Here is a 16932-nt window from a genome sequence, read left to right as displayed (position 1 = left end):
TAGATGAGGAAATAGTTATGAAGCAGGTAAAAATAGCTTGCGGATAATGATAGGAGGCCTTTCGAGTGGAACGAATAAAACTAACTAATGGCCTTAGAGTAGTTATGGAGAAAATCCCGACTTGTAGATCTGTGTCTTTTGGTATATGGGTCAGAACAGGTTCGCGAAATGAGAATCATGACAACAACGGGATCTCTCATTTCATTGAGCATATGTTATTTAAAGGAACGGAGCGTTTCGACGCCAAAGATATTGCAGAACAATTTGATGCTATTGGTGGAAATGTGAATGCCTTTACGTCCAAAGAGTATACTTGCTACTATGCTAAAGTGCTGGATGAGCATCTTCCCATCGCAGTAGATGTGCTATCAGACATGTTTTTTCGTTCGAAGCTGGATGATGAAGAGCTCTCCAAAGAGAAGAACGTCATTCTAGAAGAAATTTCAATGTATGAGGATGATCCGGATGATCTAGTTCATGATTTGATGGCTAAAGCAGTGTACGGAGATCATCCACTAGCGTATCCAATCCTAGGAACTAGGGAACGTCTAGAATCAATGAACGCTGACCACCTAAGATCCTATATGGCTAAACATTATACGATAGAGAATACCGTTATTAGTGTAGCTGGTAATATTGATGAGCATTTAGTAGAACTACTTGAGCGTCACTTTGGTGAATTCCAGAACCACAGTACAGAAAGTGTAGTTACCGTTCCTAGTTTTCATAGCAATCTTTTGTTTCATAAAAAGAAGACAGAGCAGAATCACATCTGTATCTCTTTTCCTGGATGTTCGAATGATGATAAGCGGTTGTATGCTATGGTGCTGTTAAATAATACGCTAGGTGGCGGAATGAGCTCACGATTGTTCCAAGAAATTCGTGAAAAGCGGGGATTAGCATACGCAGTGTACTCTTATCATAGCGCTCATGCAGACAATGGTCTGTTTACTATTTATGCAGGTACAGCTCCTAAGCAGACTAAAGAGGTTATGGATTTAACCAAAGAAGTATTATTTGATGTAGCTACTCATGGTATTAGTGAAAATGAGCTACGCAAAGGTAAAGAGCAGTTAAAGGGTAGTCTTATACTGAGCTTAGAAGGAACAGGCAGTCGCATGAATCGCCTCGGCAAGAATGAGCTAATGCTTGGAAAGCACTTTACAATCGATGAAATGATTCATAATATTGAGCAAGTATCGATGGCAGATGTTGATTCGGTGCTCAATCTTATGTTTGCTGAGCCAATGTCTATAGCTATGGTAGGGAATTCAGATAAAATCATTACAGGAATAGGGAGGGACGACCTTGTTACATTACGTTCAAATTCATAAGTTTCCCGGTCATGAGGATATCAAGCTACCTGAGAAAATGTCTCAGCTTGCCTCAGGATTTGATTTATATGCAGCAGTAGAAGATGAATGGGTACTAAATCCCGGTGAACGAAAATTGATTCCTACAGGATTTTCTATTGCTATGCCTCAAGGCCTAGAAGCGCAAATTCGTCCTCGGAGTGGGTTAGCACTTAAACATGGTATAACTTGCTTAAATACTCCAGGAACAATTGATGCCGATTACCGAGGTGAAGTTAAAGTTCTTCTCATTAACCTTGGAGATCTCCCCTTTACCATTGTAAGAAATGAGCGAATCGCTCAGATGGTATTTCAAATCGTACCTGAGGTGGCTTGGGAAGTGGTTGATAAACTCTCAGAAACCGTACGGGGAGCGGGCGGATTTGGCCATACTGGAAAATCATAATTTAATGTGAAATACATTGAGCTTGTAGTTCTGCCTTCAATAAGGCAGGCTGCAAGCTTTTTTTGTTCACCCCTCATTCGCCTGTAGCATATTATGCGGGTATAGAACACGTATTGTGAAAGGAGCGACATTATGCTGACAGGAGTCAGAATGGTGTTCCTAGGTGGGGATGCGCGGCAGATCGAAGTTATTCGGAAGTGTTCGGAGTTGAACGCCTCGGTAAGTATTGTCGGATTCGAAGATTTGAAGGATAAGTTGGTAAATATTTCAAGAAATAAGCTCTCCCCTAAGTTATTAGAGACGGCAAACTGTCTCGTATTACCCGTGATAGGGTGTGATGATGAGGGGAAAGTTAATACGTTATTCTCTTCTGATTCTATTGAGCTTACGGATGAACATTTTGCAGCACTGTCGCCAAAATGCACGGTTTACACAGGTATGGCTAAATCTTATCTAAGGAAAGTATGCATTCAGTATGGGATTAAGCTTGTAGAGCTGCTTGAGCGTGATGATGTAGCTATTTACAACTCTATCCCTACGGCAGAGGGTGCACTAATGATGGCAATTCAGAACACTGACTTTACGATACATGGGTCGAACTGCATCGTTCTGGGAATGGGTCGAACGGGATTTACGATGGCTAGAAGTTTACAAGGTTTGGGAGCGAAAGTGAGGATGGGAGTACGTTCTGAGGAGCACTTTGCTAGGGCTTCTGAGATGGGCTGGGAGCCTTTCCTGACAAGGGATTTGGAGTATGAAGTGGGCAATATCGGCTTGCTTTTTAATACGATACCGACTATGATAGTCACAGCACAGACCCTGTCAAAAATGCCCCAAAGCGCAGTCATAATTGACCTTGCTTCAGCCCCTGGCGGATGTGATTTTCGTTATGCAGAGAAGCGAGGAATTAAGGCGCTCCTTGCTCCTGGTCTGCCCGGTATCGTAGCTCCCAAAACAGCTGGTATTATCATTGCCAATACATTGGTGCAGTTGATTTTGGACGGAAAGAAGATTCGGGGGGATGGGGAATGAATTGGAAGGGCAAGACGGTCGGTTATGCAATAACAGGTTCTCACTGTACACTTGAAGAAGTAATGCCGCAAATTAAGCGTTTTGTAGAGTTGGGTGCCAACGTTGTTTCAATTGTATCCAATACAGTAACAACCACTGATACACGTTTTGGTACTTCACAAAATTGGTTGAAACAGTTGAAAGATATAACAGGTAATGATATTATTTCTACAATTGTTGAGGCGGAGCCATTAGGGCCGTCTAAATTGTTAGATGTGCTGGTCATTGGGCCGTGCACAGGCAATACGACAAGTAAGCTAGCTAATGCAATGACGGACACTCCGGTGTTAATGGCAGCTAAAGCTCAAATGCGAAATGGTCGCCCTTTGGTGCTGGCTATATCTACGAATGATGGGCTTGGCTTGAATGCAGCGAATATTGCTAAATTATTAGTGACAAAGAATATTTATTTTGTGCCATTTGGCCAGGATAATCCTGTACAAAAGCCAAATTCTCTCGTTGCTAAGATGGATCTTATTCCTGAAGCTTGCTATTCCGCATTGCAAGGAGCTCAACTGCAACCCATGATTATTGAACGGTTTCATTCAGCGTAAGAACTTATAACTTATATGGATTACAAGAAAATGTCTTAATTGATAAGGGGAGATACGGCATAATGAGCAATCAAAAGTTTAATGTGGCGGTTGTAGGAGCGACAGGAGCAGTAGGAGAACAGATTTTAGGCCTTCTGGAAAAACGTGATTTTCCAGTTGCTAAGCTGAAGCTACTGTCATCTGCACGATCTGCGGGCACTGTCATTAACTTTAAAGGCCAAGACATAACAGTAGAAGAAGCAACCCCTGATAGTTTTGATGGCATTGACATTGCGTTGTTTAGTGCAGGTGGTGATGTAACTAAAGCATTGGCCCCTCATGCTGTAAGGCATGGTGCGGTGTGTATCGATAACACGAACGCTTACCGCATGGACCCGAGTACACCGCTTGTAGTACCAGAAGTCAATCCGGAGAAAATCGATGAGCATGTAGGGATTATTGCGAATCCGAACTGTTCCACGATACAAATGGTAGCTGCATTGAAACCGTTACAAGATGCTTATGGCATTTCTCGTATTATCGTTTCTACTTACCAAGCTGTATCAGGTGCAGGGAATCAAGCCATTCAGGAATTGCTTCGTCAAAGTAAAAGTGTGCTTGAAGGCGAGGATGTTCAACCAGATATTCTACCTGTAGGGTCACTGCCTGTGAAACATCAAATCGCCTTTAATGCGATTCCGCAAATTGATAAATTTCAAGAGAATGGTTACACGTTAGAAGAGATGAAGATGGTTAACGAAACGAAGAAGATTATGGGTGATACTTCTATCGAAGTAACAGCGACCTGTGTTCGTATTCCTGTCGTATATGGCCACTCTGAATCGGTCTACGTGGAACTGAAACAAGATTATGACCTTAATGCAGTCAAGGAACTTCTTGCAAATTCACCGGGTATTACATTGGTGGATGATCCATCAACACAATCTTATCCTCTAGCTACTGAAGCTACGGGTAAGCCAGATGTATTCGTTGGACGTTTACGCCGTGATTTAGGACATAACTTAGGTCTTAATATGTGGATTGTATCTGATAATCTCCTGAAAGGTGCGGCATGGAACGCTGTACAAATAGCTGAGATCATAGTTTCTAAGCATTCCAGTCGCGCATAGGGTATATGGAGGACATGGAAATGCGCATCTTAGTTCAGAAATTCGGGGGTACTTCACTCTCCTCATCCAAGGCTAGAGAGCATGTATTAACACACATTAAGCGAGAACTGGCTCTTGATTATAACCTAGTTGTTGTCGTGTCTGCTATGGGGAGAAAAGGGGATCCTTATGCTACAGATTCCTTGCTTGATTGGGCTGTACAGAATGGGGATTCATTACCTGAACGCGAAAAAGATTTACTGCTCTGCTGCGGTGAAATTATATCCGCAGCTACATTATGTAGTCTGCTACAACATGAAGGCATCTCATCAACTGTTCTCACTGGGGCTCAAGCTGGTTTCGTGACAGATGATCATTTCGGTAGTGCTCGGATACTAGATGTCCGTCCTAGTCGGATCATTGAGGAGTTTAAGACTCATAAAGTGGTTATTGTGACAGGATTTCAAGGTCAGAGTGTGTCTGGTGATTTCACTACGCTTGGAAGAGGTGGAAGTGATACCTCAGCCACAGCGTTAGGTGCAGTATTACATGCTGAAATGGTTGACATTTATACGGATGTAAATGGTGTATTGACAGCAGATCCTAGGATCGTTGAAGATGCTAAGCCATTAACTTACGTGAGTTATGCTGAAATATGTAATATGGCCCACCAAGGTGCCAAAGTTATTCATCCACGTGCTGTAGAAATTGCGATGCAGGCTCAGATCCCTGTGCGTATACGCTCAACATTCTCAGAGAATGAAGGAACGTTGGTTACACATCCAGAAGGATTCCAAGATGTACAGTCAGGTATATTAGATCGTTTTGTTACGGGCATAGCTTATGTCAGTAACGTGACTCAAATAACGGTAGACTGTGAAGAAGAAATGAGTAATCTTCAACTGAAAGTGTTCAAGTCGATGGCCGAAAATTCGATTAGTGTTGATTTTATTAATGTGACACTGACAGGTGCGGTATATACGGTGTTTGATCATGATTCAGAGCGAGCACTGACGGTACTACAAGAGATGGGATTTAAGCCGAGAAGTTTGTCCGGGTGTGCCAAAGTTTCCGTTATTGGTGGTGGAATTAATGGAGTACCGGGTATAATGGCTAGAATAGTGGAAGCTCTGAGTGAACATAATATTCAAATATTACAATCAGCAGATTCCAATACAACAATTTGGGTTCTTGTCAAAAAAGAAGATATGGTGCAATCGATGCGCGCACTACATACTAAATTTCAATTGCATCGGTGATACCTTATTTTGATGATAAATAGTAGTAGTTTACGTTGTTTTTAGGAGGAAAAGAATTGGACTTTGGAAGATTGATTACAGCAATGGTAACCCCTTTTGATGAACAAGGTCATATTAATTGGAATGAAACTTCGAAATTGATTGATTATTTGATTGAAGAACAACAATCAGATTCTTTGGTCATTGCTGGAACGACAGGTGAGTCGCCGACGTTAAGTGATGATGAGAAATCGGAGCTATTTCGTTTTGCTGTAGAGAAGGCGAATAAACGGTGCAAGATCATTGCAGGTACAGGCTCTAATAATACAGCACACTCCATCCATTTGACTCAAGAAGCTGAGAAACTCGGTGTCGATGGTATTCTGTTGGTAGTACCTTACTATAACAAACCTAGTCAAGAAGGTATGTTTCGTCACTTCGAAGCTATTGCGAACAGTACAAAGCTACCCGTAATACTTTATAATGTACCAAGTCGTACAGTATCTAGTCTATCGGTAGACACAACTCTCCGTTTGGCGGAGATCCCTAATATCGTGGCTACCAAAGAATGTGCATCCGTAGATCAAGTGACTCAAATAGCTGCAGGGGCTAACGAACAATTCAGAGTTTACTCTGGAGATGACTCAGCGGCTCTGCCAACGTTAGCTGTAGGAGCTTATGGAATTATTAGTGTAGCGAGTCATATCGTAGGGGTTCCTATGAAGAAGATGATATTATCATACCTTGAAGGCGATAGTAAAGAGGCTGCACGTCTTCATCAACAACTGTTTCCTGTGTTTAAAGGACTATTTGAATCCCCAACCCCACTACCTAACCCATCAGCCGTTAAATATGCTCTTGAGCTGCTAGGATACCGAGTAGGGGATGTACGACTTCCACTGATTTCTCCTAATGAGGAAGAGGCGAAATTCATCAAAAAATTGGTTGATTCGTTATAATTAGAGTCTTTAAATTTTCATTTATCGTAGTAAAGGGGCGTCTCTTTTGAGGCGTCTTCTTCATAGATAAAGGCTTCCTCAATCGGGAAAACTAATGCTTACATAGATGATGACTTGTTTTTTCGCTTTTTAATCATGTATAATGATGTCAAGTGACTGGGTGCGGTATTTTTTTGAAATAAAATATAAATGATGGTGCGACGTCCAAAACCATACAGGAGGGTAAGATTCAATTGTCTAAAAAAATAAATAACGATAAATTGGCGATTTTTGCTTTGGGCGGCGTCGGTGAAATCGGGAAAAACATGTATGTCATTCAATATGGAAATGACATCATTGTAGTGGATTCCGGATTGAAGTTCCCGGAAGAGGATATGCTCGGAATTGATATTGTTATTCCTGATATTTCCTATTTGACAGAAAATCGTGACAAGGTGAGAGGTATTTTGCTTACGCACGGACACGAAGATCATATCGGTGGACTACCTTACGTGTTGAAACACCTGAACGTTCCGATTTATGGAACGAAACTAACACTTGGTTTAGTTGAGAACAAATTAAAAGAAGCCAATCTTCTTGGTGAAACAAAACGTATTCTAATTGATGAAGATTCCGTAGTTGAAATCGGTACAACGATGAAAGCTACTTTCTTCAGAACAAATCATAGTATTCCTGACTCTGTAGGGATTTGCATCGCTACTCCTGAGGGAAATGTAGTTCATACTGGAGACTTTAAGTTCGATCATTCACCAGTTAATGGTCAATTTGCGAACTTACAACGTATGGCTGCAATTGGAGAAGAAGGAGTATTAGCTCTACTATCAGATAGTACAAATGCTGAGAAACCAGGCTTCACTCCTTCGGAACGAAATGTGGGAGTAGTCCTTGAAGATATCTTCCGTAAGTCATCCCAACGTGTTGTTATAGCGACATTTGCTTCAAATGTACATCGTATTCAGCAAGTTGTGAATGCAGCGGAAGCTACAGGCCGTAAAGTGACTGTAATTGGTCGTAGTATGGTTAATGTAGTATCGATCGCATCAGATCTTGGTTATTTAAATATACCAGATGGAATGCTGATTGAACCTGAAGAAGTAAATAAGATGGCTGCAGATCGTGTAGTTATATTGTGTACAGGAAGTCAAGGAGAGCCAATGTCTGCGCTAACACGTATGGCTCGCTCTACACATCGTAAAGTAGATATTTTACCTGGAGATACTGTTATTATTGCTGCTACACCTGTTCCAGGTAATGAGAAATATGTAGGACGTACGATTGATGAACTATTCAAGTTGGGTGCTAATGTTATCTATAGTGGCTCTAATTCGGGGGTTCACGTATCAGGTCATGGTAGTCAAGAAGAATTAAAATTGATGCTAAACTTGATGAAGCCGAAATTCTTTATCCCAATTCATGGTGAATTCCGGATGCAACGTCGTCACTCTTTGTTAGCTCAAGAAGTAGGTATTGATCCTGCTAATATATTTATTACAGAACTTGGTGAAATCGTTGAGATTGTTAACGGTTCAGCTCGTAAAGCTGGTAAAGTCACTGCAGGTAATGTATTGATCGATGGGTTAGGTGTTGGTGATGTAGGTAACATCGTGTTGCGTGACCGGAAATTACTTTCTCAAGACGGTATACTTGTTGTAGTCGTTACATTGAGTAAACAAGATGGTAGCATCATGTCAGGACCTGATATCATTTCTAGAGGATTCGTTTACGTTCGTGAATCTGAAGGATTGCTTGACGAAGCGAATCGGATTGTCTCCAGTACGCTTCAGAAGCTTATGAGTGAGAAAGTGAATGAATGGGCTTCCCTCAAAACAGGGGTGAAGGATGCATTGGGACGGTTCTTGTACGAACAAACTCGTCGTAGACCGATGATTCTTCCCATCATCATGGAAGTATAAAATCAACAATAGAATAAACGACTAGATAAGTGCAAGCACACAGTCGCCCCTATTTCGCAGGCAATATTGGACGGTTTCCTGCGGAATAGGGGCTTTTTTATGTTGTTATCTTGTATAAATCTAGTCTCTTTTTTCCCATACTAACTATTAACCCTATAGTTGAGAAAAAGGAGAAATAAAATGACAAGCCATTCCGGCGATACGAATCATGAATTTAATGCAAAAACATCTGAGGAGAATGAAATTCCAGAAAATTTGCCCTTGAATGAAGAAGCCCAAGTTGTAAATACGATTGAGCAGTTAGGACAAACAGCCGTACCGAGCAGTGAATCGAATATTTTTTGTATGACGATTATTGGTCAAATTGAGGGGCATATCGTATTACCGCCACAAAATAAAACGACCAAGTATGAACATATCATTCCTCAGCTTGTAGCGGCAGAACAGAACAAAAGTATTGATGCACTACTTATTGTCTTAAATACAGTAGGTGGAGATGTGGAGGCTGGTCTTGCCATTGCAGAGATGATCGCTTCTCTTACGAAGCCTACGGTTACAGTAGTCATTGGTGGTGGGCATAGTATAGGCGTGCCGATTGCAGTCGCCTCAACCTATTCTATCATTGCTGAAAGTGCAACCATGACGATTCATCCAATTCGTCTGAACGGTTTAGTCATTGGTGTGCCTCAGACGTTTGAATATATGGAGAAGATGCAAGAGCGGATTGTCCGCTTTGTAACCTCTCATTCCCGAATATCTGAGGAGAAATTCAAGAATCTGATGTTCCAGACAGGTGAACTTAATCGAGATATTGGGACTGCGGTTGGGGGATTAGATGCCGTTGAGTATGGATTGATGGATGAGGTTGGGGGTATTGGTAAGGCATTGGCCAAGCTAAACCTTATGATCGATGAACAAAAAAGAACATTACTACAAGGAAGGGTGCAGTGATGACACTTTATACGGTTATTCCTATGGAGACAATATGGGAAGGAAGCTTGAAGGAGCCCGAACTAACAGCTGACATCCAAATAAATGGTATTCTCATGCAAGTCATGCCAAGGCAAAACAATACAGCTCAAATTGTTAGACTCCTTAACTGTTCTTTAGCAGATTACTTGAATCCAGCTTATGCTCCGGGGCAAATAATTAGTTATCTTCCTTACTTGAAAAATGAGGCTTTTGACTGAAAAACAGAACATAGGTACCCACGGATTTATATGGTATAATAATGTTCCGGGGGTGAATTTTTTGGCAAAAAGAAGAAAAAAGAAAAAAGCTTTACTTAGCAGCGTACTTAAATATGAAATATATGGGATTATTCTCATCACATTATCCGTTATTGCACTATCAGGTGAAGCTACAGTCGGATGGTCTCTATCCAAAATATTCGCCCTTTTTCTAGGAAGGTTTTACTTTGTATTTCCACTTATAGGAATTTACTTTGGTCTTATGGTCATGATCAATAGGAAGTGGCCTACACGATGGAATTCACGTAAAAGTGGCTTAGTATTACTTGTACTTGCTCTAACATTGATGAGTAGCCTATCTGGATTAGAGAAAAAGCTACAACCGATCGAACTAAATTCGGGTAGCATTTTTAAACAAGGGCAAATGGATTTACATGAAGCGCTCTTATCGCCTTCGGTTGAAACAGAACGTTCTATGATGGATAAAGATATCGGTGGCGGATACGTGGGTACGGTGCAGTATACTGTACTTTTCTGGTTGTTTGGTACTATCGGTGCTAAATTAATGATGATCGTTATGTTTGTTATTAGTTTTATGTTGATTACAAACTTGTCTTACATAGATTTGATACGAATTGTCCGTACAAAAGTCTGGAAGACAGGATCAAGTTTAACAAAGCAGTTCGTAACACATCGTCAGTCTGTGAATCAGACCAAATCTAATGCTAAGTCTGCAACCGTGCATAAGAGTCGGCTCTTGCCTGAAGACGAAGATGAGGAAGATGAGGACTTTAGCCTTCCTAAGACTAAGCGCTCGACGCCTTTATTTTTTCAGCTGTTTGGTAGTAAAAAGAAATCTACAAGAGCGGATACGGAGGGTCAAGAAGGATCGCCTGTTATTCAAGACCAATCCTTGATCGATGAAGATGACCTTGAAGCAGAGGAACATAAGCATCCTTGGATTAGAGCGGCAGAGACGAAGTCGCCAGAGATTGTAGCTACACCGATCATCCGAAATTTCTTCGAACAGGTGAAGTCTGAAGGTATGATAGAGGAAGATGATCTAGAGGATGTCTTTACTGGACAGGAAGTTGAAGATTTAAAGAATGTGATTATGAATAATCCAGACGTAGCTGCTGTGGGTCATACTAGGGATCAGGATCAAGGGGATATGAACAAATTGGATGATGTTTCTACTTCGGAAGTCTTAACGAGCGATGTTGATATCATGCCTGAGGAACCGATTGTACAAGCCCCACCTCCAAAGCCGTACATATTGCCTCCGTTCCGATTACTTGCGAAACAGCAAGGTAATGGTAATTCGGGTGATCAGCAGGATTACATGCAAACAGCCCGTAAACTTGAAGCTACACTGGAGAGCTTCGGAGTTCGTGCGAAGGTGTTAGAGGTTGTTCGAGGTCCTGCAGTAACTCGTTATGAAATACAGCCTGATATTGGGGTGAAGGTGAGCAGAATTGTTAGCCTGACTGATGATATCGCTTTGGCGCTTGCGGCGAAGGATATTCGAATGGAAGCACCTATTCCAGGGAAATCAGCCATTGGGATTGAAGTGCCCAACAATGAAGTGTCTATTGTAACGATGCGTGAAGTGATGGAGACTTCGATATTTCAGGATGCTGAGTCTAAGCTTTCTGTCGCTTTCGGTAGAGATATATCGGGCCAAACGATTATAGGCAACCTTGCTAAGATGCCCCATCTTCTTGTAGCGGGTGCCACAGGGTCAGGCAAATCTGTCTGTATTAATGGGATTATCGCAAGTATCCTTTATAAGGCGAAGCCTGACGAAGTGAAGTTCCTCATGGTAGATCCTAAGATGGTTGAGTTAAATGTATATAATGGGATTCCTCATTTGCTGGCTCCCGTTGTGACTGATCCTAAGCGAGCTTCATTAGCACTGAAAAAAATTGTGGTTGAGATGGAAAAGCGCTATGAGCAGTTCTCTAAATCGGGGACACGTAATATTGAAGGTTATAATAAATTAATGAAAGATAATTTGCCAGCTATATTACCTTATATTGTAGTCATTGTGGATGAGTTAGCTGACTTGATGATGGTAGCTGCCAACGATGTTGAGGATGCAATTACGCGGCTTGCACAGATGGCACGTGCAGCAGGTATTCACTTAATCATCGCTACACAGAGACCTTCTGTTGATGTTATTACCGGTGTCATTAAGGCCAATATCCCTTCAAGAATTGCTTTTGGAGTATCTTCTCAAATCGATTCTAGAACCATTCTAGATATGGGTGGAGCTGAGAAGTTGCTGGGTAGAGGAGATATGCTCTTCCTACCGATGGGTTCTTCTAAACCGATTCGAGTGCAAGGGGCATTCATAAATGATCAAGAGGTAGAGAATATTGTCGATTATGTACGTGATCAAGGACAGGCTAAATATGACGAATTTCTAGTACCTGAAGTAGAGGAAGCGTCAGCGAATGTAGATGAAATGCTTGATGAACTATATGATCAAGCAGTGCAAATCATACTTGAAGCCAAGCAAGCATCGGTATCTTTATTGCAGAGAAGAATGAGGGTGGGTTATACTCGAGCCGCACGTTTAATTGATTCTATGGAGTCACGTGGAATTATCGGACCGTACGAAGGGAGTAAGCCCCGCGAGGTTCTTTTATCAATAGAGCAGTATCAACAGCAGAACAAAATAAGTTCATGATGAGGATAAGAGTCTTTCGCGTATGTTAGCGGAAGGCTCTTTATCGTTGTATGTATTCAATGAATAGGAAGTCACAGCTCTTGTCATAATAACCTTAGCGATCCTGTAAAACCCACAAGAGAAAGGTAGAGCTAACTTATGACAAAACAAAAAGGTTGGATTATTTTCAGTGTGCTACTTCTTTTGTCCGCAGTTGTATTCGGATTGATGAATAGTGGGACTGAGACGATAGGCATGAATGATCACAATATCCAGTCAACGCCTTCAGAACCCGTATTTAGTTCAAACATAGTTAAATATGGAGCATCAGGTCAGGATGTATACGAGCTGCAAGGTAGACTTAAGTATTTAGGGTTCTATACGGGGAAGATAGATAGTAATTTCGGAAGTGGTACATTGAAATCTGTGAAATGGTTTCAGTCAGAGTTCGGCATGAAAATAGATGGTGTAGTAGGCGGTAAGACTAAGCTAAAACTATACAATGCAACGAAAGATTGGAAACCAACACAACCTATTCAAGGAGAGACATCCAAGAAACCGGAAGCTACCAAAGATAATCCAGATAGAACCTCCTCAAATACGATGGGGTTGTCTGAGAACACTTTGAAGATACTAGCTAACGCAGTATATGGAGAAGCACGTGGTGAACCCTTCGAAGGACAAGTTGCGGTTGCTGCTGTCATTATGAACCGGGTTAAATCATCAAGTTTTCCGAATACGGTCTCAGGGGTTATATTTCAACCTGGAGCGTTTACGGCTGTAGCTGATGGTCAGATCTGGTTAGAGCCGAATGACCAAGCACGTCAAGCCGTGCAACAGGCATTGAACGGTTGGGACCCATCTGGCGGTTGTTTATATTATTTCAATCCCAAAACAGCAACTTCGAAGTGGATATGGACACGACCGCAAGTGAAAACGATAGGAGAGCATATTTTCTGTATGTAACTACAAAACGGCAATCGAAGACTTGTCTTCGGTTGCTTCTTGACTTTCGTCTGGTATAGAATGGATATTAATAATGACCGTAAATGGTTTCACAAAGCCACAATATAAAGGAGATTCGGACCTTGAATAAAATGGGATTTGAACATGATAATACGGGACGGGTGCGGATTCATGTGCTACCTACAAAGCGCTTCAAAACATTCGCAATGTCTCTGTATTTAGGAACTCCACTTTCAGAAGATACGGTGACAACTACAGCATTAACGCCATTTGTGTTGCGTAGAGGTACGGAGTCATATCCAGAAACAACACAGTTTCGTGAACGGTTAGAACAGTTATATGGTGCTGGTTTTGGGTTTGATGTGTACAAGAGAGGTGATTATCAAATCGTCCAATTTCGTATGGACACGATCAATGATTCTTTCGTACAAAGTGAGGAGAGTCTCTTGAGCTCGTCTTTTGCTTTTTTGGGAGAAGTTGTGACAAAACCTGTACTAGAAGATGGCCATTTCAAAGATTCTTATGTGCAAGCAGAGCGTGAAAATGTGCGTAAGAAGTTAGAATCCATTGTTAATGATAAAATTCGATATGCTGCAGAACGATGTTTGGAAGAGATGTGTCAGAATGAACCCTATCGTCTTCATCCATTAGGGCAGCGTAAAGATTTAGATAATATTAACTCAGAGGTACTTTATAAAGCATATCGCAAATGGCTTGAGGAAGCTAATATTGACCTTTATGTTGTAGGAGATACAACACTTGAAGAAGTTAAACAACTGGTAGAGCAGCATTTTCAATTGGGTTCTACTAAGTCAATCTCATATGAAACGAAGCCATCTTCTCGTGATGTAGGAGAGGTACGGACAATTGAAGAGAAATTAGATGTTAGTCAAGGTAAGCTGAATATGGGGCTTCGCACAACGATCACATATGGCGATGATAACTATGCTGCTGCACTTATGTATAACGGTATACTAGGTGGATATCCGCATTCCAAGCTCTTCCTTAATGTCCGTGAGAAGGAGAGTTTAGCTTATTATGCTTCGTCAAGGTATGACGGTCATAAAGGTATTGGAACGATTCAATCCGGTATTGAGGTTCAGAATTATAAGAAGGCAGTTGAGATTATTCAGAATCAGATCGCGGAAATGAAATCAGGTCAGATTAGTGAGCTTGAAATGTCACAGACGAAAGCAATGATCCGCAATTTACTTCGTGAAATGGAAGACTCTGCTTTTGAAATGATCGGATTTGATTTTAATCGCCAATTATCAGGAAAAGAGCGCTCGGGAGAAGAACTCCTTCAGCAGGTTGAGAATATCACGGTGGAGGATGTGCAAGCAGCAGCATCTACCTTTAAGTTGGATACCATCTACTTCTTGAGAGGGCAAAAGGAGGAATAGCCGGTGCAAAGTGTACATTATGATAATCTGCAAGAAACGATTTATTCTGAAGTGATGGATAATGGTCTTCACGTATATGTTCTGCCAAAGCCAGGATTTCACAAAACCTATGCTACGTTCGCCACGAAATATGGATCGGTAGACAATCATTTTCGTGTAGAAGGGGAAGAAGAAGCGGTTGTGCCTGATGGCATTGCTCATTTTCTAGAACACAAGATGTTCGAGGAACCAGAGGGAGACATTTTTGCTACGTTTGCTTCACAAGGAGCTTCGGCTAATGCGTTTACAAGTTTTGATCAAACGGTGTATCTGTTCTCAGCTACAGAGAATATCGTAGATAATTTAGAAACGTTGATTAACTTTGTTCAGCACCCTTATTTCACAGATCAGAATGTGGAGAAGGAAAAGGGGATTATTGGTCAGGAAATTGATATGTATAAAGATAACGCGGATTGGCGTGTCTATTTCGGCTTAATTGAAGCCATGTTTAAGACACATCCTGTTCATATCGATATTGCAGGAACAGTTGAATCCATTGCTACCATCTCTAAGGAGACGCTATATAGTTGCTACAACGCTTTTTATCATCCCAGCAATATGCTGTTGTTTGTCGTAGGAGGAGTTGATCCGAAAAAGGTATTTGAACTTGTCCGCAGTAACCAAGCGAAGAAGTCCTATGATGCTCAAGGTAATATTGAACGGATCTTTGATCAAGAACAGGTAGAGGTGGCAGAGAAACGTCGTGTGAGTAAGCTGGCGGTCTCTATGCCTAAGTGCTTATTCGGATTCAAGGAGAAAAATGTTGGTTTCACAGGTGAAGAATTGTTGAGACGTGATCTCACAAGTAAAATTATGTTGGATTTGTTATTTGGCTCTAGTACGAAGTTATATCAAAAGCTGTATGATGAAGATCTTATTTCTGACAGCTTCGGTCATGAATATAATAGCTCGCCGCAGTATGCCTTTTCTGCCATAGGTGGGGACACGCAAGACCCTGATTTGTTGCTTCAAAGAATCAGTGAAGAAGTGGAGCTTATTATCAAAACTGGTTTTACAGAAACAGATTTCGAACGGACTCGCAAAAAGAAAATAGGCGGTTATTTACGTATGCTCAATTCTCCTGAGAATATGGCGCATGAGTTTACGAAGTATCAATTCCGAGGTAGTGATTTCTTTAGTGTGATTGAGGTGTATGAATCGATTACATTGGAGGATGTGAATCAACGTCTACATGAGCATATTGATTGGGAGCAGATGGCAGTGTCGCTCGTGGTGAATCCTTGAGTAAACTAGTTACAGGCGGAAATAAGCCGATTGGCGAGACGACTGTTCTAGTAACAGGTGCCAGCAGAGGCATTGGAGCTGCTATTGCTGAACGTTTCGCCATGGTGGGTATGAATGTAGTCATACACTATATGAATTCCCATGAAGCGGCTAATGATGTGGCTAGACGATGTATGTCTCATGGGGCAAAGGTGTTGACAGTCACAGCAGATTTGAAGGATAAGGATCAAATTTCGAGAGTACGTGACAAACTCGAGAGTCATGGATTAATGCCGGATATTTTAGTGAATAATGCGGGTATTTCACATTATGGTCTTCTCTCTGATGTTACAGAAGAGATTTGGGATGATGTGATGTCCACTAATCTTAAAAGCATGTTCTTATGTACTCAACAGTTTATGCCATATATGGTTGCTCAGAGGTACGGGAGGATTATTAATATATCTTCCATCTGGGGAATTTCGGGTGCTTCTTGCGAAGTATTATATTCAGCAAGTAAGGGTGGCGTGAATGCTTTCACTAAAGCTTTAGCTAAGGAATTAGCACCTTCAGGCATTACGGTCAATGGGGTGGCGCCTGGAGCAGTGGATACATCCATGATGGATCATCTGGAGCAGGAAGAAATTCGAATGCTGGAGGAGGAGATTCCTGCGGGTAGACTGGCTAGACCAGATGAAATTTCTTCACTTGTCTACTTTCTGGCACTCCCTGAATCTGGTTATATTAATGGTCAAATTATTAGTCCTAATGGAGGATGGATTACCTAAGTAAAACTTCCGAATTTTATTCCGAATAAGGAAGAGCGGATTAGGTCATATTACAACTGTTGATTTTAAA

At 41.4% G+C, this 16932-nt stretch carries 15 protein-coding genes; all 15 read left to right on the top strand.

What is annotated here, in order from left to right:
- Positions 1-65 precede the first annotated feature (65 nt).
- Positions 66-1334 (top strand): M16 family metallopeptidase, encoded by a 1269-nt coding sequence (locus tag UB51_RS12355; protein ID WP_044877545.1) that lies wholly within the window; start codon positions 66-68, stop codon positions 1332-1334.
- Complete coding sequence (gene dut, locus UB51_RS12350) at positions 1309-1758, top strand: dUTP diphosphatase (protein ID WP_044877544.1); 450 nt, start codon at positions 1309-1311, stop codon at positions 1756-1758. The genes UB51_RS12355 and dut overlap by 26 nt, the downstream gene beginning before the upstream one ends.
- A gap of 132 nt (positions 1759-1890) precedes the next feature.
- A complete protein-coding gene (gene dpsA / locus UB51_RS12345; RefSeq protein WP_044877543.1) occupies positions 1891-2790 on the top strand; it encodes a dipicolinate synthase subunit DpsA in 900 nt (299 codons plus the stop codon).
- Positions 2787-3383 (top strand): dipicolinate synthase subunit B, encoded by a 597-nt coding sequence (locus UB51_RS12340; protein ID WP_044877542.1) that lies wholly within the window; start codon positions 2787-2789, stop codon positions 3381-3383. Before dpsA ends, UB51_RS12340 begins: the two co-directional genes overlap by 4 nt.
- A gap of 62 nt (positions 3384-3445) precedes the next feature.
- Positions 3446-4492: an aspartate-semialdehyde dehydrogenase gene (locus UB51_RS12335; protein WP_044877541.1), complete on the top strand. Its 1047-nt coding sequence runs from the start codon at positions 3446-3448 to the stop codon at positions 4490-4492.
- 20 nt (positions 4493-4512) lie between these two features.
- Complete coding sequence (gene dapG / locus UB51_RS12330; RefSeq protein WP_044877540.1) at positions 4513-5730, top strand: aspartate kinase; 1218 nt, start codon at positions 4513-4515, stop codon at positions 5728-5730.
- A 56-nt stretch (positions 5731-5786) separates the two neighbouring features.
- Positions 5787-6668, top strand: a complete 882-nt coding sequence (gene dapA, locus UB51_RS12325; protein ID WP_044877539.1) for a 4-hydroxy-tetrahydrodipicolinate synthase — start codon at positions 5787-5789, stop codon at positions 6666-6668.
- 233 nt (positions 6669-6901) lie between these two features.
- Positions 6902-8581, top strand: a complete 1680-nt coding sequence (locus tag UB51_RS12320; protein ID WP_044877538.1) for a ribonuclease J — start codon at positions 6902-6904, stop codon at positions 8579-8581.
- 180 nt (positions 8582-8761) lie between these two features.
- The gene (locus tag UB51_RS12315; protein ID WP_044877537.1) at positions 8762-9532 is read left to right on the top strand and encodes a ClpP family protease; all 771 of its coding nucleotides are present in this window, start codon (positions 8762-8764) and stop codon (positions 9530-9532) included.
- Positions 9532-9771 (top strand): YlzJ-like family protein, encoded by a 240-nt coding sequence (locus UB51_RS12310; RefSeq protein WP_044877536.1) that lies wholly within the window; start codon positions 9532-9534, stop codon positions 9769-9771. The genes UB51_RS12315 and UB51_RS12310 overlap by 1 nt, the downstream gene beginning before the upstream one ends.
- Positions 9772-9832: 61 nt before the next feature.
- On the top strand, positions 9833-12463 hold the full coding sequence (locus UB51_RS12305; protein ID WP_044877535.1) for an FtsK/SpoIIIE family DNA translocase: 2631 nt from the start codon (positions 9833-9835) through the stop codon (positions 12461-12463).
- 138 nt (positions 12464-12601) lie between these two features.
- Positions 12602-13408, top strand: coding sequence for a spore cortex-lytic enzyme (sleB, locus tag UB51_RS12300; RefSeq protein WP_044877534.1), 807 nt, complete (start codon positions 12602-12604; stop codon positions 13406-13408).
- A 122-nt stretch (positions 13409-13530) separates the two neighbouring features.
- On the top strand, positions 13531-14811 hold the full coding sequence (yfmF, locus tag UB51_RS12295; protein WP_044877533.1) for an EF-P 5-aminopentanol modification-associated protein YfmF: 1281 nt from the start codon (positions 13531-13533) through the stop codon (positions 14809-14811).
- Between the two features lie 3 nt (positions 14812-14814).
- On the top strand, positions 14815-16095 hold the full coding sequence (gene yfmH / locus UB51_RS12290; protein ID WP_044877532.1) for an EF-P 5-aminopentanol modification-associated protein YfmH: 1281 nt from the start codon (positions 14815-14817) through the stop codon (positions 16093-16095).
- Complete coding sequence (gene ymfI / locus UB51_RS12285) at positions 16092-16862, top strand: elongation factor P 5-aminopentanone reductase (RefSeq protein ID WP_044880108.1); 771 nt, start codon at positions 16092-16094, stop codon at positions 16860-16862. Before yfmH ends, ymfI begins: the two co-directional genes overlap by 4 nt.
- Positions 16863-16932: the final 70 nt, after the last annotated feature.

It is taken from the genome of Paenibacillus sp. IHBB 10380 (assembly GCF_000949425.1).
In the GTDB taxonomy this organism is placed as follows: domain Bacteria; phylum Bacillota; class Bacilli; order Paenibacillales; family Paenibacillaceae; genus Paenibacillus_AQ.
Note: the sequence above shows the minus strand (reverse complement) of the source record. Positions and strands in the feature narration are given on the sequence as shown.

What these genes read in the sequence shown, in the direction of transcription:
- UB51_RS12335 (WP_044877541.1), top strand. Translation starts at nt 3,446, where the DNA reads ATGAGCAATCAAAAGTTTAATGTGGCGGTTGTAGGAGCGACAGGAGCA.
- UB51_RS12340 (WP_044877542.1), top strand. Translation starts at nt 2,787, where the DNA reads ATGAATTGGAAGGGCAAGACGGTCGGTTATGCAATAACAGGTTCTCAC.
- UB51_RS12315 (WP_044877537.1), top strand. Translation starts at nt 8,762, where the DNA reads ATGACAAGCCATTCCGGCGATACGAATCATGAATTTAATGCAAAAACA.
- UB51_RS12310 (WP_044877536.1), top strand. Translation starts at nt 9,532, where the DNA reads ATGACACTTTATACGGTTATTCCTATGGAGACAATATGGGAAGGAAGC.
- sleB (WP_044877534.1), top strand. Translation starts at nt 12,602, where the DNA reads ATGACAAAACAAAAAGGTTGGATTATTTTCAGTGTGCTACTTCTTTTG.
- dapG (WP_044877540.1), top strand. Translation starts at nt 4,513, where the DNA reads ATGCGCATCTTAGTTCAGAAATTCGGGGGTACTTCACTCTCCTCATCC.
- dpsA (WP_044877543.1), top strand. Translation starts at nt 1,891, where the DNA reads ATGCTGACAGGAGTCAGAATGGTGTTCCTAGGTGGGGATGCGCGGCAG.